General features: G+C 66.9%; 18 protein-coding genes and 1 pseudogene. 7 read left to right on the top strand and 12 right to left on the bottom strand.

What is annotated here, in order from left to right; translation table 11 throughout:
- Nucleotides 1-32 precede the first annotated feature (32 nt).
- A complete protein-coding gene (locus tag DES47_RS09205; protein WP_133700369.1) occupies nt 33-1625 on the bottom strand; it encodes a DUF4178 domain-containing protein in 1593 nt (530 codons plus the stop codon).
- Between the two features lie 10 nt (nt 1626-1635).
- Nucleotides 1636-2664: an SPFH domain-containing protein gene (locus DES47_RS09200; protein ID WP_133700368.1), complete on the bottom strand. Its 1029-nt coding sequence runs from the start codon at nt 2662-2664 to the stop codon at nt 1636-1638.
- 75 nt (nt 2665-2739) lie between these two features.
- Between DES47_RS09200 and DES47_RS09195 the strand changes: the two genes are divergently transcribed.
- Nucleotides 2740-3963: an FAD-dependent monooxygenase gene (locus tag DES47_RS09195; RefSeq protein WP_133700367.1), complete on the top strand. Its 1224-nt coding sequence runs from the start codon at nt 2740-2742 to the stop codon at nt 3961-3963.
- A 96-nt stretch (nt 3964-4059) separates the two neighbouring features.
- Here the strand turns inward: DES47_RS09195 and DES47_RS29710 are convergent.
- Nucleotides 4060-4305 (bottom strand): annotated as a pseudogene (locus DES47_RS29710) (ATP-binding protein); the annotation flags it as partial.
- A gap of 866 nt (nt 4306-5171) precedes the next feature.
- Here DES47_RS29710 and DES47_RS09185 point away from each other — a divergent pair.
- On the top strand, nt 5172-8237 hold the full coding sequence (locus DES47_RS09185; protein WP_133700366.1) for an ExeM/NucH family extracellular endonuclease: 3066 nt from the start codon (nt 5172-5174) through the stop codon (nt 8235-8237).
- 43 nt (nt 8238-8280) lie between these two features.
- Nucleotides 8281-8772, top strand: coding sequence for a PEP-CTERM sorting domain-containing protein (locus DES47_RS09180; protein WP_133700365.1), 492 nt, complete (start codon nt 8281-8283; stop codon nt 8770-8772).
- 89 nt (nt 8773-8861) lie between these two features.
- On the opposite strand, the gene argG is transcribed toward DES47_RS09180, so the two are convergent.
- From argG to DES47_RS09165, 3 genes are all read right to left on the bottom strand, one after another.
- The gene (gene argG, locus DES47_RS09175) at nt 8862-10190 is read right to left on the bottom strand and encodes an argininosuccinate synthase (protein ID WP_133700364.1); all 1329 of its coding nucleotides are present in this window, start codon (nt 10188-10190) and stop codon (nt 8862-8864) included.
- Nucleotides 10191-10309: 119 nt separating this feature from the next.
- Nucleotides 10310-11284 (bottom strand): pyridoxamine 5'-phosphate oxidase family protein, encoded by a 975-nt coding sequence (locus DES47_RS09170; RefSeq protein WP_133700363.1) that lies wholly within the window; start codon nt 11282-11284, stop codon nt 10310-10312.
- Nucleotides 11281-11892, bottom strand: coding sequence for a glutathione S-transferase family protein (locus DES47_RS09165; RefSeq protein WP_133700362.1), 612 nt, complete (start codon nt 11890-11892; stop codon nt 11281-11283). The genes DES47_RS09170 and DES47_RS09165 overlap by 4 nt, the downstream gene beginning before the upstream one ends.
- 105 nt (nt 11893-11997) lie before the next feature.
- Here DES47_RS09165 and DES47_RS09160 point away from each other — a divergent pair, with 105 nt between their 5' ends.
- The gene (locus tag DES47_RS09160; RefSeq protein ID WP_133700361.1) at nt 11998-12957 is read left to right on the top strand and encodes a LysR family transcriptional regulator; all 960 of its coding nucleotides are present in this window, start codon (nt 11998-12000) and stop codon (nt 12955-12957) included.
- Here the strand turns inward: DES47_RS09160 and DES47_RS09155 are convergent.
- Nucleotides 12944-15691, bottom strand: coding sequence for a DNA topoisomerase III (locus tag DES47_RS09155; protein ID WP_133700360.1), 2748 nt, complete (start codon nt 15689-15691; stop codon nt 12944-12946). The genes DES47_RS09160 and DES47_RS09155 overlap by 14 nt on opposite strands.
- 115 nt (nt 15692-15806) lie before the next feature.
- On the opposite strand from DES47_RS09155, the gene DES47_RS09150 reads away from it, so the two are divergent.
- Genes DES47_RS09150 through DES47_RS09140 form a run of 3 tightly spaced genes read left to right on the top strand, consistent with a single transcriptional unit; the run spans nt 15807 to nt 17885 of the window.
- Nucleotides 15807-16313: an SET domain-containing protein gene (locus tag DES47_RS09150; protein WP_133700359.1), complete on the top strand. Its 507-nt coding sequence runs from the start codon at nt 15807-15809 to the stop codon at nt 16311-16313.
- A gap of 19 nt (nt 16314-16332) precedes the next feature.
- Entirely contained in the window at nt 16333-17208 is an 876-nt protein-coding gene (locus DES47_RS09145; protein WP_133700358.1) for a biotin--[acetyl-CoA-carboxylase] ligase, read from the top strand.
- Complete coding sequence (locus DES47_RS09140; protein ID WP_133700357.1) at nt 17205-17885, top strand: hypothetical protein; 681 nt, start codon at nt 17205-17207, stop codon at nt 17883-17885. Before DES47_RS09145 ends, DES47_RS09140 begins: the two co-directional genes overlap by 4 nt.
- Nucleotides 17886-17951: 66 nt before the next feature.
- Here DES47_RS09140 and DES47_RS09135 read toward each other — a convergent pair whose 3' ends face one another.
- The 5 genes from DES47_RS09135 to gap all read right to left on the bottom strand — a co-directional run bounded on the left by DES47_RS09135 (nt 17952) and on the right by gap (nt 23239).
- Nucleotides 17952-19979 (bottom strand): S8 family peptidase, encoded by a 2028-nt coding sequence (locus DES47_RS09135; protein ID WP_133700356.1) that lies wholly within the window; start codon nt 19977-19979, stop codon nt 17952-17954.
- Between the two features lie 175 nt (nt 19980-20154).
- Complete coding sequence (locus tag DES47_RS09130; protein ID WP_133700804.1) at nt 20155-21252, bottom strand: MBL fold metallo-hydrolase; 1098 nt, start codon at nt 21250-21252, stop codon at nt 20155-20157.
- A gap of 14 nt (nt 21253-21266) precedes the next feature.
- Nucleotides 21267-21680, bottom strand: coding sequence for a YeeE/YedE family protein (locus DES47_RS09125; RefSeq protein ID WP_133700355.1), 414 nt, complete (start codon nt 21678-21680; stop codon nt 21267-21269).
- A gap of 9 nt (nt 21681-21689) precedes the next feature.
- On the bottom strand, nt 21690-22133 hold the full coding sequence (locus tag DES47_RS09120; protein WP_133700354.1) for a YeeE/YedE family protein: 444 nt from the start codon (nt 22131-22133) through the stop codon (nt 21690-21692).
- Between the two features lie 107 nt (nt 22134-22240).
- Nucleotides 22241-23239, bottom strand: a complete 999-nt coding sequence (gap, locus tag DES47_RS09115) for a type I glyceraldehyde-3-phosphate dehydrogenase (RefSeq protein ID WP_133700353.1) — start codon at nt 23237-23239, stop codon at nt 22241-22243.
- Nucleotides 23240-23292: the final 53 nt, after the last annotated feature.

Here is a 23292-nt window from a genome sequence, read left to right as displayed (position 1 = left end):
CCTTCTCCTTGGAAAGATGCTTGGGTTGAAAACTATTTGTGGCCGCCGCCACTGCTGCTGAAGCCGCCGTAGGAGCCGCCGCTGGTGCGCGTGCCGCCGCCTCGCTGGCATTGCTTGTATTCGGCGCTGTCGACGCCATAGGTGTTGCGGTAGGCGTCACAGTCGTCGCTGCCGCAGCGGGTGACGGCGATGATGACGATCACCAGCAGGCCGAAGATCAGGAACGGCTTGAGCAGGCCGCCTGCAGAGCCCATCAGATCGCCCAGGCCGGTGGGTGCGGCATCGCGCTGCAGCGCGGCCAGGCGATCGTCGGGCAGCTTGAAGGCGCGAGCGACTGCGCTGGCGTCCAGCTTCTCGCCGGCCGACCAGGTGACCTCGTTGCCGGTCTCCTCGCGGTTGAGCTGCTTGCGCGCGGCGCTGCCCGTGCCCTGGTAGTCGGTGTTGAGGCTGCGCTGGTCGCGTGTGACGCGCCAGTAGAACTCGCCCAGCACATAGGTCACCTTGGCCGGGTAGCTGTAGCGCTTCTGGTAGCTGTCGCCCTCGAACTGCAGTCGGTCGCCACGGCCGGTGGGTGTGCCGGTCAGCGGCCGCACCCAGGACCAGCCGTCCTCGGTGTCCACCAGAAAGGCAAAGCCGGCACGCTGGTTATAGAGCAGGTACTCGCGCCAGAAGGTCTGCTCGTCGTCGCCATCGGGGACGTCGCAGCGCTCCATATAGCCGACGACTGCCCAAGGCAGCGGGCCCAGCTTGCCGAAAGTCAGCACGCCGCTGCTGCCCAGCGGCAGCAGTGGCTCCAGCGTGTTGGCGGCCTGGGCATAGTGCTTCAGATCGGCGCCGATACCCTGCGACAGATCGACCACCGCATGGCATTGCTGGCAGACGATGGACTGGGTGCTGTCCAGCGTGATCTGCAAGGAGGTGCCGCAGCTGGGGCATTCGGCCGAGCGGCCCTTCAGCGTCTTCTCGGTGCCCTCGGCCAGGCCGGTCATCGCCAGCTCGGACAGCGCGACCGCCCGGCCCACGCTCCAAGTCGGCTGCGCCGGATCGGCATAGTCCAGCGTGCCGACCTCGGCGCGCTCGTTGCGCAGATCCGCAACGACGAACTCGCCGCTCAGGTTAGGCGCATGCGGCAGCTCGCCCTGCGCCGCCAGCAACTTGGCGCGGGTGACCGAGGCCACATCCCAGGCAACACCGGCGACGAGCCGGCGCTCGCCGGCGCTCAGCTCATCAGCAGTGGGCACCTCGCCGCTGAGCGGCGCCTCGAAGCTGAGCACATAGGCGCCGTTGTCCTCGGACAGCCAGCCCGATTTCTGCGCACCACCGCTGTCGAACAGCGCATGCCATTCGTTCCAGGTGCCCTCGGCATAGCCGTACTGCAGCCGCCCGACCAGCATGAACGCCGCGCCCTGGTAGCGGCCCGACGCCCCCAACTGCAGCGGCGAGTGGTCGTCGAACAGCTCGGCGCTCAGGCCGATGCGGCGCAGCGCATCGCCCTCGCGCAGCAGCGTGCTGCGGCAAAAGCTGCAGACGGCGCTGGCCGAGGCGGCCGAGCGAAAGTCCACCGGTGCCCCGCAATTGGGGCAGGCGGCACGATAGCTGCGTTGCGGGGACGGTTCGGAGGCCAACGATCAGGCCTCAGACCAGCTTCTTGAGTAGCTCCGCCTTCTTGGCCGAAAACTCTTCCTCGGTCAGGATGCCCTTGCTCTTCAGATCGGCCAGTTTCTCCAGCGTGGCCATCACCTCGTCGGGCCGCAGGCTGGCCGGCGCCGCGGCCGCAGCGGCAGGCGCGCCCTGCAGACCCTGATTCAGCTGCTGGGCCATCACCTGGCCCAGGGCAACACCTGCCCCCAGGCCCATCGCGTCGCCGACCACGCCGCCCTGGCCCGCGCCCTCGGCGAACTTGGGCAGCGATTGCGCGGTCTGGTACTGCATGAACTTGCCCATGTCGTTGCCGACCATGCCCATGCCTATCTTCTGGTCGAGGATTTTCTGCAGCTCCTCGGGCAGCGATACGCTCTGCACCGTCACCGCGTCCAGGCGCAGGCCCAGCTTGGCGAACTCGGGTTGGTTCGCCTCCTGCAGCTGCTTGGCAAACTCGATCTGGTTGGCGGCCAGGTCCAGGAAGGGGATGCCGCTTCCCGCCACCGCATCGCTTATGTGCTGCAGCATCAGGCCGCGCAGCTGGCCTTCGAGGTCGGCCACCGTGTAGGTGTCGCGGGTGCCCGAGATCTGGGTATGGAACAGCTTGGCATCGACAACGCTGTAGGCATAGTTGCCAAAGGCGCGCAGGCGCACGGCGCCGAAGTCCTTGTCGCGTATCGTCACCGGCTGGGTGGTGCCCCAGCGCTGGTCGATCTGTTGGCGGGTGCTGACGAAATAGACGTCGCTCTTGAACGGGGACTCGAACAGCTTGTCCCAGTTCTTCAGATAGGTCAGCACCGGCAGGGTCTGCGTCGTCAGCTTGTGCATGCCGGGGCCGAACACATCGGCGACCTTGCCCTCGTTGACGAACACCGCCAGCTGGGACTCGCGCACCGTCAGCGATGCGCCATACTGGATTTCGCGGTCGGCGATGGGGAAGCGCCAGGCCAGCACACCGTCGCCAGCCTCCGTCCATTCGATGATGTCGATGAACTGTTTCTTGATGAAATCCATCAGTCCCATGATCCACTCCCTGAACCGCCCCGGATATTCGGGTGCGACGAATAATACGCGCCCCGGAATGCATCAAGATGTCGCATGAACACCTCGCCTGATTCCCTGCCCGTGCCCCGGCCGCCGCGCATTGCCGTCATAGGTGCCGGCCCCGTGGGCCTGGCCCTGGCCCTGCATGCGGCGACCCAATTGCCCGAGGCCCAGATCAGCCTGTTCGACGCCCGGCCGCTGAGCAAGGACGTCTCCGGCGATCCGCGCACGCTGGCCCTGTCGCTGGGCAGCGTGCAGCTGCTGCAACGCCTGGGCGCCTGGCCGGCCGCCCAGGCCCAGGCCATACGCGAGGTACAGGTTTCGCAGGCGCCGCCAACGCCGCGCCGCCTGCTGGGGCTGGAGCTCGGTGAACCCGAGGTGCGCATCACCGCCCTGGAGCAGGCCGTGCCGCAGCTGGGCGCCGTGCTCAGCTATGGGCAGGTGCTGGCGCCGCTTCAGCGGGCCTGGCAGGCGCTGCAGGCGCAGCAGCCGCAGCGCCTCGTCAATCGTTTTGGCGAAGCGGTGCAGGGGCTCAAGCCCCATGGCTTCGGCGTCGAGGTCGATGCCGGCATCGCCGAAGCATTCGATCTGGCCGTGGTGGCCGAGGGTGGGGTGTTTGCCGAACAGGCGCGCAAGGCCATCGCCCATGACTATCAGCAGACCGCCTGGGTCGGCACCGTCACCCTGGCCCCCGGCAGCCCCGAGGGCGTGGCCTACGAGCGCTTCACCCGCCAGGGTCCGCTGGCCCTGCTGCCGCTGAAGCCGCTGGACGGCCAGCCGCGCGCGGCCCTGGTCTGGTGTGTGGATGCACGCGATGACGATGTGGCCGACCTCAGCGACGCCCAGCGCGTCACGGTGCTGAACCACCTGCTGCACGCGAGCACCGGTCGCGTCACCGGCATCGGCCCGTTGAAGTCATTCCCGTTGGGCCTGAACGCCGAGCGCAGCCTGGTGCAGGGCCGCACGGTGCGCATAGGCAATGCGGCGCAGACCCTGCATCCGGTCGCCGGTCAGGGCATGAATCTGGGCCTGCGCGATGCGTTTGCGCTGGTCCATGCGCTGAACCGCTCGGACGTCGATGCCGCGCTCAGAAGCGTCGAGTGGCAGCGAGCCCCCGACCGCTGGAGCACCCTGCTGGCCACCGATTTCCTGGCGCGCAGCTTCACCTGGCGTTGGCCGGGCCTGCCGGCGGCGCGGGGCCTGGGGCTGGCTGCAGTGCAGGCCTTGCCGGGGCTCAAGTCGGCGCTGGCACGGCAGATGATGTTCGGACGGCGGTAGCTGGTGGTCCCGGATTTCATCCGGGGACCCCACACTCAAAGGCAGATCCAGCACAAGCACCGCGCCCGGGCCACTCTCCACGCTGATCTGCCCCTGCAGCAGCGAGTTGACGATGTTGTAGCCGATGCTCAGGCCCAGGCCGCTGCCGCCCTGGCCCAGCCGGGTGGTCAAGAAGGGCTCGAACACCCGCTTCAGATGCTCGGCGGCAATGCCGCGGCCGTCGTCGGCAAAGCACAGGCGCACACGGCCGGGCACATGGGCCTGGGCCGTCAGTCGCATCTGGCCGGGCACGTCTTCGGCAAAGCCATGCAGCAGGCTGTTGTCGATCAGATTGTTCAGCACCTGGCACAAGGGGCCGGGGTAGCTGTCCAGCTCCAGATCGGGTGGGATGTCCACGGTCAGGCTGTGCCCGTCCTGCCGGATCCGGCTGGCCAGTGACTTGGCCACGTCCCGGCAGGTCTGCAGCAGGCCGTCACGGCTGCGCACATCACCAGCGTCGGCACAGACAAAGACCCGCAGGCGTCGGCACAACCGGCCGACTCCTGTGCCGCGGCAAAGCCCTGCTGGGCCGCCCAGGCCAGATCGCGAGCCTGATCCAGCCGCGCGCCCAGCCAGGCCGACTCGGCGCGCACCAGGCCAGACAGACCATGCCGCTGATGCGTTCGCGTCCGCCCAGGCTCGTCAGGGCCGCCGAAAGGGTGACCACAACATCGTCGGGCACAAACATCTCAACTGCTTCGTTCATGCCTTTGTTCTGGTTGCGGATTCAGGACCGAGCCAAGCCAGCCCCCCCCCGAATCGGGTGCGCCGACACAGGGGCCTGCCCACCCATGCCTGAGGCCCTTGCCGGCAGATGCGCGCCTCGCAAGCCGCGCGCCAAAAAACCATCAAAGCAGTTTAAACCCCACCCTATTTCTGTCATTTTTTTTCAATTTCCCTCATTTGCCCGAGGGCAAGGACCGCGCCGCAGACCCTTAAAAGCGCAAAAACCTGGCGTTTACCCTATACGCCGTTCGTCACAGGCGCGTCACGGACCTCATGGTTTACTCGGTAAAGCGCGGAGGCGCGAACCGCTATAACGACCAGATTCGTGCCATTTTGCACAAACGATACGCACGATTCGCAAGCTGTCCCAGCACCCGAAGCCATCCGCCGACCAGCGCTTGCCGCACTGGTCTCCCCAAGCCACTCAACAACCGGTCAGGTCCATGAAACTCAAACCCCTTGTCTCACTACTCGCGGCAGCTTTCGCAGCGCCCGCGGCCTTGGCCTCGGCCAATGGCCTGGTCATCAGCCAGGTCTATGGCGGCGGCGGCAACAGCGGCGCCACCTACAGGAACGACTTCATCGAGGTCTTCAATGGCGGGTCTGCGCCTGTCAGCGTCGCCGGCTGGTCTGTGCAATATGCGGGCGCTGGCGGTACCACCTGGCAAGTCACGAACCTGCCCGCCGTTACCGTGCAACCCGGCCGCTATCTGCTGGTGCAGCAGGCTGCCGGGGCGGGCGGCACGACCGATCTGCCCACACCCGATGCGACCGGCACGACCGCGATGGGCGGCACCGGAGGCAAGGTGGCCCTGGTCTCGAACACCACGGCCCTGAGCGGTGCCAACCCCAGCGGTGGCGCACTTGTTGATCTGGTCGGCGCCGGCCCCAGCGCCACCGGCTTCGAAACCGCACCCACCGCGGCCATCAGCAACACCACGGCCGCCATCCGCAAAGCCGCCGGCTGCACCGACACTGATGTCAACAGCACCGACTTCGCCATTGCCGCCCCCACGCCGCGCAATTCTTCAGCACCGGCAAACGTTTGCGGCGGTGTTGTCGTCGATGCGCCCATCGTTCCCGAGTGCCCGGACGGCTCTGCGGCCGCCGGCAAGCCCGGCCTGGTGACCGTCACGGCCAAGGATGCCGACAGCATCGTCACCGGCGCCACCAAGGTCGGCACCTGGCCCACTGGTTTCAGCCTGGACGAGGTCACCCCGGCTGCCGCCGACGGCGGCTCGGCCACGGCCAAGATCTCGGTCGCTGGCGATGTCGCGATTGGAAGCTACACGATGGACCTGCTGTGGTCCAACAACGAGGCGCAGAACGCCACGTGCAGCATCAAGGTCGCGGTGAGCGGCGCAACCCCCATCTACACGATTCAGGGCAGCGGCAGCCAGAGCCCGCTGAAGGACCAGACCGTCAGCACCGGCGGCGTGGTAACCAAGCTGATGGGCAATGGCTTTTACATGCAGGACAGCGATGGCGACGGCGATCCGGCCACCTCGGACGGCATCTTCGTTTTCACCAGCACGGCGCCCACCGTGGCGGTCGGCCAGAAGATCGCGCTCACCGCCAAGGTCGCGGAGTTCAACACCGGGGCCAGCGCGCAATCCGCCGCCAATCCGGTCACCCAGCTGACCACGGTCAGCGGCATCTCGGTGCAAAGCTCGGGCAACGCAATCACCCCGGTTGAGGTCGACCTGACCCAGCTCGGCGCCGATGGCCTGGAGCCCTACGAGGGCATGCTGGTCAAGCTGACCGGCCCCTTGATGGTGCAGCAGAACTTCTTCCTGGGCCGCTACGGCCAGTTGACCGTCTCGGGCGGCGAGCGCCTGATGTCGCCCACCAATGTGCTGCGCCCCGGCGTGGACGCCCAGGCCCTGCTGACGCAGAACCTGCGCCGCACGGTGATTCTTGACGACGGCAGCTCGGCGCAGAACGTCAACCCGACGCCCTACATCGGCGCCGACAACACGGTGCGCGCCGGTGACACCACCGACGCCATCGTCGGCGTGGTGGACTATGGCTTGGCAACGTCCAGCAATGCGGGTGCCACGATGTACCGAATCCAGCCGGTCGCCACGCCGGTGTTTGCCCGCAGCAATCCGCGCACCGCAGCACCGGCATCATCCGGCGGCAATGTGCGCGTGGCCGGCGCCAATGTGCTGAACTACTTCACCACCTTCACCAACGGCCAGAACGTGTTGGGCCAGAGCGGCCAGGGCTGCACGCTGGGTGCCAGCAACTCGGCCAGCAACTGCCGCGGCGCCAACAACCTCGCCGAGTACGTGCGCCAGCGCGACAAGATCGTGGCCAATCTGCGCGCACTCAATGCCGACGTGATCGGCCTGATGGAGATCCAGAACAACGGCAACGCCGCCACCCAGACCCTGGTCGAGGCACTGAACACGGCCGTCGGCGCCACCGTCTATGCGGCCGCCCCGCTGCCGGCCGACACCGGCACCGACGCGATCCGCGTGTCCCTGATCTACAAGCCCGCCACACTGGGCCTGATCAGCGGCTCGACGCTGTCCGACCCGCATCCGGTCAACAACCGCCCGACCTTTGCGCAGGGCTTCGTGGCGCCGAACGGCGAGCGCTTCGCCGTGGTCGTCAACCACCTGAAGTCCAAGGGCAGCTGCCCCGGCGCCGGCGACCCGGACGCCGACCAGGGCGACCTGCAGGGCTGCTTCAACGCCACCCGCGTCGAACAGGCCCAGCAGTTGCGCAACTTCGTCGGCCAGGTGCAGGCCGCCGCAGGCACCCCGGACGTGATACTGCTCGGCGACTTCAACGCACTGGCCCAGGAAGACCCGATCCACACGCTGACGCAAGACGGCTTCGTCATCGACCAGCTCGGCCGCTTCAACCCCAACGCCTACTCCTATGTCTTCGACGGCATGGCCGGGCGTCTGGACCATGCGCTGGCCACACCGTCGATCACACCGAAGATCGTCGGCGCCAACAACTGGCACATCAATGCCGACGAGCCGACCATCATCGACTACAACCAGGAGTTCAAGCAGCCCGTCTGCGCAACCTGCGGCCCGGACTACTACACGCCCACCGCCTATCGCTCATCGGATCATGATCCGGTCATCCTCGGGCTGAATCTGGTCAAATCGGTGACGGGTACGGGTGGCCGCGACGTGATCGTCGGCACCGATGGCGACGACGTGATCGAAGGCGGCGCAGGTGCTGACACGCTGACCGGCAAGGGCGGCCGCAATCAGTTCGTCTACAGCAGTGCAGTCGATGGCGGCGACACCATCACCGACTTCAAGCCGGGAACCGACCTGCTGGTGCTGACCAAGCTGCTGCAGAACGTGGGCATCGTCAGCGCCGACCCGTTGGGCCAGGGCTTCGTCACTTGCAGCGCCGGACCGCTGGGCGCCGTCATCGGCGTCGACACCGACGGCAGTGCCGGCGCCTTGAAGAGCCGCGCCATGGTCACCCTCAAGGGTGTCAGCTGCGCCGCCATCAATGCCAGCAGCTTCAAGTTCTGAAGCATTCCGGCAAGCAAGTTCACTAGCTTTTTAGGAGATCACCATGATTCGCAATACCTTGCTGGCCCTGGCCGCAACCCTGGCACTGGGCGCCGCCCAGGCCGCGAGCTTCAACTTCACCGGTGCCACCGAAAGCGGCCCTCTGAACGGCCAGAGCTTTAGCGGCAGCTTCAGCTACGACGAGTCCCTGATTGCCGCCAGCGGCTTCCAGAACCTGGAACTGGGCCAGCTGCAGCTGAACATCTTCGGCCTAAGCATCACCAAGAGCGACACCGTCGCGCAGCAGGCCTTTGCGGACTTCTACGACGGCCAATTCCTCGGCTTGAGCTTTGACTACGCAGGCGGCCAGCACACGGTCGGCATGGCATCTGGCCCAAGCGCCTTCTCTGATGCCTATCTCAGCTACTCAACAGCGGCCGGTGGCGGCTTCGGCAGCTACACCCTGACCACCGCCGTGCCCGAGCCAGAAAGCTATGCGCTGATGCTGGCCGGTCTGGCGGCCATGGGTTTCATGGTCCGTCGCAAGAAGGCCTGACCGCAAGCAAGCCCCGGTCGCAGCCGGGGCAGAAAGCAAAACGGGGGCAGCGCATCACGCGCTGCCCCCGTTTCATTTGCGACTCAAGCTCAGCCGTTCTTCAGCGCCGGCAAGGAGTTAGCCGTGCCGGGCGTCAGCAAGCCGACCTGCGAATAGGTCATCAGCTTCTCGCGCGTGTCGACGATGTCGAGGTTGCGCATCGTCAGCTGGCCGATGCGGTCCTGCGGCGTGAAGCTTGACGCGCCGCTTTCCATCGTCAGCCGCTCGGGGTGGTAGGTCAGATTGGCCGAGCGGGTGTCGAGCAGCGAATAGTCATTGCCGCGACGCAGCTCAATCGTCACCTCGCCGGTGACGGCACGTGCCACCCAGCGCTGGGCGGCTTCACGCAGCATGATGGCCTGGGGGTCGAACCAGCGGCCCTGATACAGCAGGCGCCCCAGCTTGCGGCCGTTGTCCCGGTACTGCTCTATCGTGTCTTCGTTGTGGATGCCGGTGACCAGGCGCTCGTAGGCGATGAACAGCAGGGCCAGGCCCGGGGCCTCGTAGATGCCGCGGCTCTTGGCCTCGATGATGCGGTTCTCGATCTGGTCGCTCATCCCGAGGCCGTGGCGGCCGCCGATGCGATTGGCTTCCATCAGCAGGTCCACCGTGCTGGCGAAGGTCTGGCCGTTCAGCGCCACCGGCATGCCCTCTTCGAAGCGCACGGTAACCTCCTCATGCTTGATCGCCACGTCCTCGCGCCAGAAGGCCACGCCCATGATGGGGTTGACGATCTTCATGCCGCTGCTCAGGTGCTCCAGGTCCTTGGCCTCGTGGGTGGCGCCCAGCATGTTCGAGTCGGTCGAATAGGCCTTCTCGGCCGACATCTTGTAGCCGAAGCCGGCCGCCGTCATGAAGGCCGACATCTCGGCACGGCCGCCCAGCTCGTCGATGAACAGCTGGTCCAGCCAGGGCTTGTAGATCTTCAGCGCCGGGTTGGCCAACAGGCCGTAGCGGTAGAAGCGCTCGATGTCATTGCCCTTGTAGGTGCTGCCATCGCCCCAGATATTGACCTCGTCCTCCTTCATCGCCTGCACCAGCATCGTGCCGGTGACGGCGCGGCCGATCGGCGTGGTGTTGAAGTAGGTCGCACCGGCGGTGGTGATGTGGAAGGCGCCCGCCTGCAGCGCGGCAATGCCCTCGGCCACCAGCTGCGAGCGGCAATCCACCAGCACCGCCTTCTCGGCACCGTACTGCATCGCCTTGCGCGGGATCTCGTCGTAGTCCGGCTCGTCGGGCTGGCCCAGATTGGCGGTGTAGGCGTAGGGGATCGCGCCCTTGTTGCGCATCCAGTGCAGGGCCGCACTGGTGTCCAGGCCGCCGGAGAAGGCGATACCGACCTTCTGGCCGGCGGGAAGGTTTTGAAGAATGGTTGACATGGGCAGGAGATGACGAAGTTGGGGAGGCGGTTCGGGTTCTGCCCCCTATTTTCTGTCAAATCGCGATTCGCACCGATCCGGCATGCTCATCGAGCGAAATCCGCGCAGCGGCATGGCAGTCAGGGCCCCGGTGAAGGTGGGCCGGCGCGCAGCAGCTGAAACTGCGGCGCCGGCTGCGCTTCGCTCCAGCGCCAGGGCAGCGCCGCCGGACGCCACAGGCCAGCCGACACGCGCAGGCGCAGCAGGCGCTGCGCACCGGGCCAGCGATGGAAGGCGAACGGCGCATCCTGCGGCCAGAGGATCTCGGCCCGCGCCGCCAGGTGCAGCAGATCGCCGCTGGCATAGTCGACGAAGAGCAGGCCGGCCAGCGGATGGGCATTCAGATTGCCCAGCGTGTTGAAGAACTGGTTGCCGGGGTAGTCGGGCAGGGTCAGCACGGTCTCGCCATGCGTCTGCTCGACCTGCACAAAACCCGGCTCGCCGCCGCGGTGCGAGACATCGACGCCCTCGCCGCCTTCGTTGCCAGGTCGTGGCGCCGATGCGCTGGCAATGAACAGCGTGTCGCCGCGGAGAATCAGCGCCAGGGCCTTGTCATCAAGACCTGGCCCCAGCGCCTGCGCGGTCACCTGAACCGTCGGCACCTGAAAGGCCCGCGGCTCGCGCGCCTGGATGTATTTGGGGCAGTTGCCGAAGCTCTGCCGTACCTCGATGCCGAGGCCGCCTTCATCGATGAACCCGACCCGGCCGTTCATCCGGTTGCGCCGCCGCGTGTGCGGCTCCAGGCCGAGCACGCCGATGGCCGCGCCGGATTGCAGTTGTTGCAGCACCGGGTCATCGCTGCGGCGGACCAGCTCGATCCGCATCTGCCTGGCATCCGGTGTGCTGACGAAGCCCGGCGCGCCGCCCAGCATCGTCGCCCAGGGCTGGCCCTGCGCATCGAGCGCGCCCAGCAGCAGGGTCGGCAGTTTGTTGAACAGCTCGCGGTGCTGCTCGGGCATGTGCTCTCGCATGAAGCTGGCGGCGCCGCGCTCCAGGCGTTCACGCACGCCCACCCGCTCCTGCAGCGCCTGCTCGCCGGCATGGAAGGCGCTCATGACAAGGCACTCGACAGTGGGATGAAGCCCGGCAGGGCCTCGACGCGGGCCACCCAGGCGCGGATGTGCGGATAGTCGGCCAGCGAGATGCCGCCTATCGGTGCCTGCGAGGTATAGCTGTACAGCGAGATGTCGGCCAGGCTGCGGGCCGCACCGACGAGGAAGGGATGCTGGGTGAGTTCAGCCTCCATCATGGCGAACAGCCTGTGGCCCGTGGCCTGACTTTGCGGCGTGACCTCGCGCCCGATCAGCGCACCGAAGCGTGCCGTTGCCGGCCCCTCGTCCAGCAGGCTGGCGGCGAGGCTGAACCAGCGCTGCTGCCGGGCGGCTGCGGCCGGATCGCAGTGCAGCCAGCCGGCATCCGGCGCATAGCGCTGGGCCAGGTAGACCAGGATGGCATTGCTGTCGCTGAGCACCAGATCCCCATCCTCCAGCACCGGCACCTGGCCCAGCGGGTTCAGGGCCAGGAAGCGGGGGGACTTGTGCTCCTTCTTGAACAGATCGACCTCCACATTCTCGTAGGGCAGGCCCAGCAGCGACAGCATCAGCTCAACGCGATGGCAGTGGCCGGAGATGGCGAGGCGGTGCAGGCGCAGTGGGGTGTTCATCAGGCGAGGCTCCAAGGTGTTGACATGACAAAGCCAAGCTTAGGTATTGCATGTCTTGATTGGAATCCTCATAGTCAACCATTCAGAATTACCGGATTTGCATCAATGGACCATCTGGACAGCCTGCGTAGCTTTGTTGCCGTGGCCGAGGCCCAGGGCTTTTCGGCGGCGGCGCGGCGGCTGGGCGTCTCGGCCCCGGCCATGACACGCGCCATCGCGGCGCTGGAGCAGCGCCTGGGCGTGTTGCTGCTGCAGCGCAGCACCCGCAGCGTGCGCCTGACCGACACCGGCGAGCGCTTTGTGCACGACTGTCGCCGCATCCTGGCCGATCTGGACGAGGCCGAAGGTGCGGCCTCAGGCGTGCAGACCGAGGCCCGCGGCATGCTGGCCATCACCGCCCCGCAGATGTTCGGCCGCCTGCATGTGGCTGCCATCGCGCAGGACTTTCTGCACCAGCATCCCCGCGTGCAGCTGCGCACCCTGTTCGCCGACCGTCTGGTCAATCTGCTAGACGAGGGCATGGACGTGGCCCTGCGCATTGCCCATCTGCCCGACTCGGGACTGACCGCGTTGCAGCTGGGCTCGTTGCGCCGCGTCGTCGTCGCCTCGCCGGACTATCTGGCGCGCCATGGCCGGCCGCAGCAGCCGCAAGACCTGACCCAGCACCGGGCGATAGGCTTCTCCTTCGATGGCGTGGTCGCCCAGCCATGGCAGTTCGGCTCGGGGCGGGGGCAGCAGACCGTCACGCCGACCATAGACTGGGTCTGCAACCTCAGCGACGTGGCCATCGGCGCCGCCCTGGCCGGTCAGGGCCTGACCCGCTGCCTGGCCTACCAGGCGGCCGAGTACCTGCGCAGCGGCGCGCTGACCATCGTACTGGCCGAGTTCGAGCCGCCGCCGGTGCCGGTGCACATCGTCTACCCGGCCGGGCGGCGGGCCCCGGCCAAGGTACGGGCCTTTGTGGATTTTGCGGCCGAGCGGCTGCGGCGCGAGCCGATTCTGCAGGGGGGCGGGCTGGAGCCTGCGTCCGGCCCGGCGCCTCAGGGCGGGCTCAGGCCTTCTTGACCACCACTTTCTTGGCGGCCACCTTTTTCGCGGCCACCTTCTTGGCCGGTGCCTTCTTCGCCGCCGCCTTGGCCGGCGCCTTCTCCTCTGCTGCAGCGGCTGCCTTGGCGGCAGGTTTGGCCGTGGTCTTCGCACCCGGCTTGGCCGCGCGCGGCTCGAACTCGAAGCTGACCTTGCCCTCCTTCTTGTCATAGGCCAGGAAGGCCTTGAACTTGCGGCGGGTCTTGTTGGAGACGAAGTTCTCCAGCAGATCGGTCTTGCCGGTGGTCAAGAGCTTGTGCACCTGGGCATGCTCGATCGGCTGGGTCAAAATCACCTTGCCGGTCTTGAAGTCGCAGGTCACGTGCGCGCCGACGCTGTGCTCGCAGACATAGTTGCTGCCGTGCTCGAACACACGGCCCTGGCATTTGGGGCAGGCGCCCAGGCTCTCCTGCGCGCTGAAGTCCACCGGCTCGCCGTCGCCCTCGGCCTTGCGGGCGTCTTCTCCGAAGTCGAACTCGAGCTTCCAGTTCTTGATCTCGTCGTCGAACACCAGGGCCAGCTCGGCGGTGAAGGGCCAACCGGCCTTGGAGCGGAAGCCCTCCAGCGGGCCTATCTTCTTGTTGGTCAGGAACTGCTCGATCTCGTGCAGTTCGAAACTGCGCCCGCCGGGAATCTTGCCGACCGAGAAGCCGCAGCCCTCGGCCGCGACGCCATCAGCGTCGCTTGACAGGTCAGCGGTTTTGCCGACGCAGGTGAAGCGGCGGTAGTTCTCCTTGACCACGCCGCCGCAGTTCGGGCAGGGGGCCTTCAGGGTCGCATAGTCGCCGGGAATGGTGTCGCGGTCGTACTCCTTGGCCTTCTGCACCACACGCTCGGCGATGGCCGCGATCTCGGCCATGAAGACCGCGCGGTTCAGCTTGCCCTTCTCCATCTCGGCCAGCTGGTGCTCCCAGTTGCCGGTCAGCTCAGGCTTGGTCAGGTCCTCGACGCCCAGGCCGCGCAGCAAGGTCATCAGCTGGAAGGCCTTGGCGGTGGGGATCAGCTCACGGCCCTCGCGCAGCATGTACTTCTCGGTCAGCAGGCCTTCGATGGTGGCCGCCCGCGTGGCTGGCGTGCCCAGGCCCTTCTCGGCCATGGCCTCGCGGAACTCGTCGTCGTCGATCAGCTTGCCCGCGCCCTCCATCGCCGACAGCAGCGTCGCTTCGGTGTAGCGCGCCGGCGGCTTGGTCTGCAAGGCCTTCACGTCCACGCTCTCGGTGCGCACCACCTCGCCCGGCTGCACCGGCACGAGGTTGGCGCCGCTGCCATCGGCGGCGTCTTCGGTCTGCGACTCCTTGCCGTAGATGGCCAGCCAGCCCGGCTTGACCAGCACCTTGCCATTGGTCTGGAAGTTGTATTCCTGGCCATCGGTCTTCACCGTGGAAATCCGGGTCGTGACCTGGAACTCGGCCGCCGGGAAGAACACCGCCAGGAAGCGCTTGACCACCAGGTCATAGAGCTTGGCCTCGATCTCGCTGAGGCTGCGCGGCGCCTGCAAGGTCGGGATGATGGCGAAGTGGTCCGAGACCTTGGCGTTGTCGAACACCTTCTTGGTCGGCTTGATATAGCCTTCCTTCAGCGCCTTCTTGGCATGCACTGCCAACTCGCGCAGCGGGCCAGGCAGGTCCTCGCTGGCAATCATCTCGGCGGTCTGCTTGGCCACGGCCAGATAGTCCTCGGGCAGATAGCGCGAGTCGGTACGCGGGTAGGTCAGCACCTTGTGCTTCTCGTACAGCGCCTGGGCGATGCTCAGGGTGGTCTTGGCCGAGAAGCCGAAACGCGAGTTGGCCTCGCGCTGCAGGGTGGTCAGGTCGTAGAGGCCCGGGCTGGCCTGGGTGCTGGGCTTGCTTTCCTCGGTGACGGTGGCGGGCTGGCCCAGCGCGGCGGCGGCTATTGCCTCGGCCTCGGGCTGGCTCCAGACGCGGTCGGCACGCTGTTCGGCATCGTCCGGATTCTTCTTCCACTTGGCATCGAACCACTTGCCGATGTACTGGCCGGCCTGCGCATCGAAATTGCCGCGCACCTCCCAGTAGTCGCGGAAGACGTGCTTGCGTATCTTCTCCTCGCGCTCGACGACGATGGACAAGGTCGGCGTCTGCACCCGGCCGACGGTGGTCAGAAAGAAGCCGCCGTCGCGCGAATTGAAGGCCGTCATCGCCCGCGTGCCGTTGATGCCCACCAGCCAGTCGGCCTCGGAGCGGCAGCGCGCGGCATCGGCCAACGGCAGCATCTGCGCATCGCTGCGCAGCTTGTCGAAGCCGTCGCGGATCGCGGCCGGCGTCATCGACTGCAACCACAAGCGCTGCACCGGCTTGTTCAGCGGGCCCTTGGCCGGCTCGGCGTACTGCACGATCAGCCGGAAGATCAGCTCACCCTCGCGCCCCGCGTCGCAGGCATTGATCAGGTCGGTCACGTCCTTGCGGCGTATCAGCTTGACCAGTGCGTTCAGGCGGCCCTTGCTCTTGTCGATCGGGTTCAGGTCGAAACGCGGAGGTATCACCGGCAGATTGGCGAAGCTCCACTTGCCGCGCTTGACGTCGAATTCTTCCGGCGCCTTGATCTCCACCAGATGGCCGACGGCCGAGCTGACGACGTATCGATCATTCTCGAAGTACTCGTCGTGCTTGTCGAACTTGCCCGATGTGGTCGTGAGTGCGCGCACGATGTCCTGCGCCACCGAGGGCTTTTCCGCAATGATGAGTGACTTGCTCATGTTTCTTTCTATGTGATCAAACCGGTGTCTTTCCAACACCTGCCTACAATCCGGGCTCTCACGCGCACGCACACGCACGCGCGCACCCATGATTTCAATGTACCCAAACAAGTCGATGACGCAAGCAGCCTCACGAAAAAGCCTGGTCCTCCAATCTCCGGTTGCCGCATCTACCGGAGGGCGCCGCATCCAGGTGAGGCGTTCCGGCGTGCATGGTAAGGGCGTGTTCGCCCTGGCCGCGCTGCAGCGCGACGAGGTCATCATCGAGTACAAGGGCGAGGTCATAGACTGGCCCGAGGCGCTGCGCCGCCACCCGCACGACCCCAGCCAGCCCAACCACACCTTCTACTTCCACATCGATGACGAGCGCGTCATCGACGCCAATGTGGGCGGCAATGCGGCGCGCTGGATCAACCATGCCTGCCAGCCCAATTGCGAGGCCGACGAGGCCGATGGCCGCATCTTCATCAAGGCGCTGCGGGCGATCAAGCCGGGCGAGGAGCTGTTCTACGACTACGGCCTGGTCATAGACGAGCGCTACACCCCTAAGTTGAAAAAACAGTTCGAATGCCGTTGCGGAGCAAAGAAGTGTCGTGGCACCATGTTGGCACCCAAATCATGACGACACGCGCCCGCCCAGCATGACCGAGTCCCAGTATCTGCCGCCACCGCACCAGCACTGGGGAGGCGAGGCCCTCTGGCAACAGCTGGAACCGCTGTTGCCGGGCCTCAGCGTCGAGGTCGTGGCCCGCACCGAGTCCACCAACTCGACCTTGATCGAGCGTGTGCGTGCCGAGGGTCGCAACCCCGGCGAGGCCCAGCCTTTCGGCCGCCGCCAACATGATCTGCAGCCCTGCCTGCTGGTGGCCGAGCACCAGACCCACGGCCGCGGCCGCATGGGCCGGGCCTGGCATTCCAGCAGCGGCGCCTCGCTGACCTTCTCGCTGGCCGTGCCGCTGGAGCTCCGCGACTGGTCGGGCCTGTCACTGGTCGTAGGTGTGGCCCTGGCCGATGCGCTGGAGCCCTGGCAGGCGGGAGGCGATGAAGCCCCGCGCCTGAGCCTGAAGTGGCCCAATGACCTGTGGCTCGACGGCCGCAAGCTCGGCGGTGTGCTGATCGAGACCGTGCCTGCCGGCGGCCACCGCATGGCTGTGATCGGTGTGGGCCTGAACATCGCCCCGGCCTGGCGCGACACCGACAGCCTCAATGCGCTGAGCAGCGGCTTTGCCTGCATGCAGGAGCTGGACCTGGATGCCAGCGCCCCGCAAGTCCTGGCCCTGATCGCCAAGCCGCTGGTGCAGGCCCTGCTCGACTTCCAGGCCCAGGGCTTCGCGCCCTGGCTGGAGCGCTACCAGCGCCGCGACGCGCTGAACGGCCGTGCCATCACCGCCGGTGCGCTGGAGGGCGTGGCCCGGGGCGTCTCGCCCCAGGGCGAGCTGCTGCTGCAGACCGCACAGGGGCTGCAGGCCCTCAGCGGTGGCGAGGTCAGCGTGCGCCTGACCCAGACCACACTGTGACCCAGATGCTCCGGGCCCTGGTGCTGCTGCTGCTGGTGCTGAACCTGGGCTTCCTGGCCTGGAGCTCGGGCTGGATCGAGCAGATCAGCGGCCAGCCCGCTCACGGCGGGCGTGAACCCGAACGGCTCAAGCGTCAGCTGGCGCCGGACACTATCAAGGTGGCCCCGGCACTGCCGGCGCCGCCGGTGGCTGCCCAGCCCATCTGCCTGGAAACCGCCCTGCTCAGCGGCGATGAAGCGCTGCGCAGCGCCAGCGCGGCACTCGAGCGTGCCGGTGTGCCCGCCGGGGCCATCGCCGACCAGCGCACCGAGCGCCCGGGGGTCTGGGCCGTGCTGACGATCAAGATGCCCAACCGCGACTTCCAGACCCGCAAGGAAGAAACGCTGAAGCGCATGCGCGTGCCCTTCGAACCGCTGAAGGGACTGCCGGCCGAAGATCCCAGCCTGCTGATCAGCAAACATGACTCGGAGGCGGCGGCGGAGAAGGCCATGGAGGCCTTGAGCCAGCGCCTGATCAAGGGCCTGCGGGTGATGCAGCTGAGCCCTGCCGCGACCCAGCATCAGTTGCGCCTGGCGCAGGCCGACCCCGCCTGGTTGCCCAAGCTGCAGGGGGCAGGTTTTGCTCGCTGTGAGGCGGCACCTGCGGTGGCGGCTGCTTCGGCAGCGGCCAGTCGCTGAACTTTTCCCGGATTGCATCCGGGCTACAAATGCATACGTAGCCCGGATGAAATCCGGGGCTGGCAACTACGAAATCCTTCGCTGACGGGCCAAGCCCAGAACAGCCAGCGCCAGGCCCAGCAACCAAGCCCAGCTCATTGCGCCACCGCCGCCCGAGGAAGTGACCGGCGGCGGCACCACGACCGGCGCAGCGGCCACCGTGATGGTGGCCTCGCTGGCGGTGGCGGCGCCCCGGTCGTCGGTGATCTGCAGGCGCACGGTGACCGTACCGGCGCCGGTGGCGGCGGCCAGGGCGGCGGTGCTGGCATTGGTGGCGCTGCTGAAGCCGCTGACGATGCCGCCGCCGCTGACCAGCGTCCAGGCATAGCCGGCGATGGTGCGGCCGGTGGCGGCCGCGCTGGTGCTGGCGCTGAGCTGGATCGCGTCACCGGCCTGAGGCGCCGCGGGGGTCGAGGTAATGCGTGCCTGGGCGGCCGTGGTGACGGCAGCCACCGCCGCCGAGGCATCCAGCATGCCGGCGCCGCAGGTGGTGGTGGTGCAGTAGCACTCGAGCTGGTCGATGCCGTTGGGGGCCACACATTGCTTGATCGGTTCGCCGTCGGCATTGTTCGCCGCGCCCGAGCTCGGGAAGGCCCGCGCCGTGCTCTTCAGCAGGCTGATGACCTCGGCCGGGGCCAGCGAGGGCTTCTGCGACAGCATCAGCGCGATCGTGCCGCTGACCAGCGGTGCCGAGAAGCTGGTGCCCACCGCGGCGCGGAAGCTGTCGGTGTAGTTCGAGGCGCCCGGCGCGGTGGTGCCGGCGTTGAAGGTGCTCAGCATCGGGTACATGCAGGCATCACCCGGGCCGATATTGACGCAGTTGCCGCCCGGGGCGGCGATCGTGACCTCGGGCCCGATGTCCGAGAAACCGACCTTGGTGCCGATATGGCGCAGGGCCACCACGCCGACCACACCCGGGCAGTTGGCCGGCAGATTGATCGCATGGCCGGTGCTGTTGCCGGCGGCGACGACGACCACGGCGCCCTTGGCGGTGATGGCGGTGATGGCTTCCCGGTAGAGCGCAGGCGTGCCGCTACCCTGGCAGGTACCGACACCGCCCAGGCTCATGTTCAACACCCGGGCCGGGTTCGGATTCGCTGGCACGCCGGGCACGGCAATGCCGGCGGCCCATTGCATGCCGGCGACGATGTCGGAGTCATAGCCGCCGCACTTGCCCAGCACCCGCACCGGCAGGATCTTGGAGCCCCAGCTCACGCCAGCCATGCCCACATTGTTGTTGGTGGCCGCGCCGATCAGGCCGGCCACCTGGGTGCCATGCCAGGAGCTGTTCTCGACTTCGCAGTCCTTGTAGAAGTCGTTGGCGGCTTTCTCCGTGCTGGTGAGCCAGTCGCCGGCATCATTGGCATCGCTGTCGCGACCATCGCCGTCATTCGAGACCAGGGTCTGCTCGATCATGTCATAGCCCGGCAGCAGCTTGCCCGCCAGGTCCGGATGGTCGTAACGCACACCGCTGTCGAGCACGGCCACGACGATGCTGGCGCTGCCGGTGGTGCGCTCCCAGGCACCCAGGGCATTGATGCTGGAGGCAATATTTCCGCCTTCGCGCGTCGCGCCGCCCGCATCCGGTGCCTTCAGATACCACTGGCCGCTGACTGGTCCGCCATTGCCCGCCGGCACCGTCTCGAACAGGGGGTCGTTGGGCACGGCATAGTGCTTGCGCCGCTGATCCACGGCCACCCATTCGACCTCGGCGTCCTGACTCAGGCGCTTCACCAGGGCGACCGCATCAACGCCGCTGGCGGTCACGACCTGGGTGCGTTCGTCCACCGCGCGGCCCCCGGCCAGGGTGACGCCCATGCGCTGCCCCAGGCTCAGCGCCCGGCGCTGGGTGGTGCTGGCCGCGTCGCTGGCGCTGGCATTGGCCGACAGCGCCTTGGCGCGCACGCTGGCGGCCGTGGCCTTGAAGCGCACGATCAGCCGCGCGTTCTGCTCGCTGCTGGCGACCACGGGGGTGAAAGCCAGGGCTGAACCAATGGGCAGAGGCAGCATCGCGGTGACCGCGGTGCCGAGCAAGAGTGAGCGCAGAAGCTTCATGGCGGAGGGCCCTTCCAATGACGGGTGGGGTGGCTGCCGACAGGCAGGCCACGATCATCCTCCCATCAGACCCGAGTCGGCGCCGCTTTGGAAGCCAAAAAGCGCCAAATAAGAGTCGCTTTACCTCTGTTCACACAATGGCTACAGGCTTGTACATGGCCGGGCAGGCGCTGGCCTACTCCGCGCCGCCTTCAACCGGCAAGGCTTCGGCCCGCCAGCGCAGCATGCCGCCGGCCAGATTGGCCACTCGCTTCAGGCCGGACTTCTGCAGCAGCACCGTGGCCTGGGCCGAACGCGCGCCGGAGCGGCAGACGGCAACGACGGGGCGCTGGGCATCAAGCTCGCCGACCCGCGAAGCCAGCTCCGACAGCGGCAGCAGCCGCGCCTGCGGGATATGGCCCAGCACATCGGTGAACTCCTGCGGCTCGCGCACGTCGATGACCTGGATCTCGCCGGCACCGACACCGGCGATGTGCTCGGCCAGCGCCGTGGGCTGGATCTCCCAGATGCCGCTGAAGGTGCAGGTCAGCGCAGCCCAGTCGGCGTTCTTTTCACCGATTTGACCCCCCTGGCCCTCGGCCTCGGGCCGGCCGCAGCGCAGATTGGCCGGCACGGCGATGTCCATCAGCTTGGGGTGGGGCAGGCCCAGGTGGTTCATGTAGCCGGTGAAGTCTGCCTCGTTGACGTCACCGCCCAGGCGCGGGTTGAAGCGCCGCTCCTCGGCCACGCTGGTGACGGTGAGGCCGCGGTAGTCATGGCCCGGATAGAGCAGACAGGCCGCCGGCAGCGACAGGATCTGCTCATGCACCGAGTGGTAGAGCCGGCCGGGGCTGCCCTGCTGGAAGTCGGTGCGGCCGCAGCCGCGTATCAGCAGGCTGTCGCCGGTGAAGGCCATGCGCTGATCGTCCAGCACATAGGTCAGGCAGCCGCTGGTGTGGCCCGGCGTGGCCCGCACCTCCAGATGGCGGGTGCCGAACTTGACATGATCGCCATGGACCAGCCCGCGGTCGGCATGCTCGGCCGCAGCGGCCTCGGACAGCAGGATCTGACTGCCGCAGCGCTGTTTCAACAGCCAGGCGCCGGTCACATGGTCGGCATGGACGTGCGTATCAAGCGTGGCCACCAGGCGCAGTCCCAGCTCCCGCAGCAGAGCCACGTCGCGGCGCTCATGCTCGAACACCGGGTCGATGATGACCGCCTCGCCGGAGGCCGAGTCGCCTAGCAGATAGGTGTAGGTCGACGAGGTCGGGTCGAACAGTTGGCGGAAGATCAGCATGGCGGTGCTCCTCAGCGCTTGGCAAAGTAATCGTGAGCCAGCATGCCCAGCAGCATGGTCGGTACAAAGATCCACGCGGCCGGCAGGCCGCTGCTCAGCGCCAACAGGGCAGGGCCCGGGCAGAAGCCGGCAATCCCCCAGCCGACGCCGAACAGCAGACCGCCGGCGATCAGGCGCCGGTCGATCAAGGTGGCGGGCGGGATCTCGAACGGTTCACCGGTCCACGAGCGGCTGCGGCGCCTGGCCAGTGCGAAGGCAATCACGCCCACCGCGATGGCGCCCCCCATCACCAGGGCCAGGCTGGGGTCCCAGGCGCCTAACAGGTCCAGAAAACCCTTCACCTTGGCCGGGTTGGTCATGCCGCTGGCGATCAGGCCCAGGCCGAAGACCAGGCCGCTGACGAGTGCAATCAGATAGCGGGTCATGTCTCAGCCTCAGAGCGCATGGCGCAGCAGGAACACGGTGACGAAGCCCGCCCCCATGAAGGCCAGCACATTGGCCAGCGAGCGCAGTGAGAAACGGCTCAGCCCGCACACGCCATGGCCGCTGGTGCAACCCTGGCCCATGCGCACCCCGACGCCAACGAACAGGCCCGCAATCACCAGCGCCAGCGGGCCAACATCGACCGTGGCTGTCGGCAACGGCGCCGCCAGCTGCCACAACCAGGGCGCCAGCAGCAGGCCGGCGAGGAACAGCAGCTCCATCCGCTGCGCAAGCAGCTTGGACTGCCCCAGCAGCGCACGCAAGGGCGTGGCAACGATGCCGGAAATCCCCGCGATCCGCCCGACCCCCAGGAGATACAGCGCCGCCGCCAGTCCGATCAGCAGGCCGCCGACGAGGGCAGCTCCCGGGGTGAAGAGATTCCAGGCAATGGTCATGGGCGTGGGTTGGCGTGCGGGATGGGTGAAGTGGGCATCTTAGCCCCGCCTCCATAAAAAAAGGCCCCGTGAGGGGCCTCCGGGGATGCCTTGGCAGGCACGCTTGTTCACTTGGAGATCACGCGCACCATCTCCAGCACCTTGTTCGAGTAGCCCCACTCGTTGTCGTACCAGGCCACCAGCTTGACGAAGGTCGAGTCCAGTGCAATGCCGGCATCGGCGTCGAAGATCGAGGTGCGGGCGTCGCCGCGGAAGTCGGTGGCGACCACCTTGTCTTCGGTGTAACCCAGCACGCCCTTCAGCGCGCCTTCGCTCTGAGCCTTGAACTCGGCGCAGATTTCCTTGTAGCTGGCTTCCTTCAGCAGTTCGACGGTCAGGTCGACCACCGACACGTCCGAGGTCGGCACGCGGAACGACATGCCGGTCAGCTTCTTGTTCAGCTCCGGGATCACCACGCCCACGGCCTTGGCAGCGCCGGTGCTCGAGGGAATGATGTTTTCCAGGATGCCGCGGCCGCCGCGCCAGTCCTTGTTGCTCGGGCCGTCAACGGTCTTCTGCGTCGCCGTGGCGGCGTGCACCGTGGTCATCAGGCCGCGCTTGATGCCCCACTTGTCGTTCAGCACCTTGGCCAGCGGGGCCAGGCAGTTGGTCGTGCACGAGGCGTTGGAGATGATGGCCTGGCCGGCATAGGTCTTGTCGTTGACGCCGAACACGAACATCGGCGTGTCGTCCTTGCTCGGGGCCGACATCACGACCTTCTTGGCGCCGGCGGCCAGATGCTTCTCGCCGCCCGCCTTGTCCAGGAACAGGCCGGTGGCTTCGATGACGATGTCGGCGCCGACCTCGTTCCACTTCAGGTTGGCGGGATCACGCTCCTGGGTCAGGCGGATCTTCTTGCCGTTGACGACCAGCGTATTGCCGTCGACCGAGACTTCACCGTCGAACTTGCCGTGCACCGAGTCGTACTTGAGCATGTAGGCCAGGTAGTCGGGCTCGAGCAGGTCGTTGATGCCGACCACTTCGATTTCCTTGAAGTTGGCAATGGCGGCGCGGAACACCATGCGGCCGATGCGGCCGAAGCCGTTGATACCGATCTTGATCGTCATCTGAGTCTCCTGAAGAACAAAAAATAGAAACCTAAGAAAAAAGGGGCGCCATG

The organism is Roseateles toxinivorans, assembly GCF_004362525.1.
GTDB classification, from domain to species: domain Bacteria; phylum Pseudomonadota; class Gammaproteobacteria; order Burkholderiales; family Burkholderiaceae_C; genus Paucibacter; species Paucibacter toxinivorans.
This window is presented reverse-complemented; position numbering and strand designations above follow the sequence as displayed.

Coding starts and splice junctions, on each gene's coding strand:
- DES47_RS09200 (WP_133700368.1), bottom strand. CDS start 2,664: ATGGGACTGATGGATTTCATCAAGAAACAGTTCATCGACATCATCGAA.
- DES47_RS09180 (WP_133700365.1), top strand. CDS start 8,281: ATGATTCGCAATACCTTGCTGGCCCTGGCCGCAACCCTGGCACTGGGC.
- DES47_RS09120 (WP_133700354.1), bottom strand. CDS start 22,133: ATGACCATTGCCTGGAATCTCTTCACCCCGGGAGCTGCCCTCGTCGGC.
- DES47_RS09150 (WP_133700359.1), top strand. CDS start 15,807: ATGACGCAAGCAGCCTCACGAAAAAGCCTGGTCCTCCAATCTCCGGTT.
- DES47_RS09165 (WP_133700362.1), bottom strand. CDS start 11,892: ATGAACACCCCACTGCGCCTGCACCGCCTCGCCATCTCCGGCCACTGC.
- DES47_RS09195 (WP_133700367.1), top strand. CDS start 2,740: ATGAACACCTCGCCTGATTCCCTGCCCGTGCCCCGGCCGCCGCGCATT.
- DES47_RS09145 (WP_133700358.1), top strand. CDS start 16,333: ATGACCGAGTCCCAGTATCTGCCGCCACCGCACCAGCACTGGGGAGGC.
- DES47_RS09160 (WP_133700361.1), top strand. CDS start 11,998: ATGGACCATCTGGACAGCCTGCGTAGCTTTGTTGCCGTGGCCGAGGCC.
- gap (WP_133700353.1), bottom strand. CDS start 23,239: ATGACGATCAAGATCGGTATCAACGGCTTCGGCCGCATCGGCCGCATG.
- DES47_RS09185 (WP_133700366.1), top strand. CDS start 5,172: ATGAAACTCAAACCCCTTGTCTCACTACTCGCGGCAGCTTTCGCAGCG.
- argG (WP_133700364.1), bottom strand. CDS start 10,190: ATGTCAACCATTCTTCAAAACCTTCCCGCCGGCCAGAAGGTCGGTATC.
- DES47_RS09170 (WP_133700363.1), bottom strand. CDS start 11,284: ATGAGCGCCTTCCATGCCGGCGAGCAGGCGCTGCAGGAGCGGGTGGGC.
- DES47_RS09125 (WP_133700355.1), bottom strand. CDS start 21,680: ATGACCCGCTATCTGATTGCACTCGTCAGCGGCCTGGTCTTCGGCCTG.
- DES47_RS09135 (WP_133700356.1), bottom strand. CDS start 19,979: ATGAAGCTTCTGCGCTCACTCTTGCTCGGCACCGCGGTCACCGCGATG.
- DES47_RS09155 (WP_133700360.1), bottom strand. CDS start 15,691: ATGAGCAAGTCACTCATCATTGCGGAAAAGCCCTCGGTGGCGCAGGAC.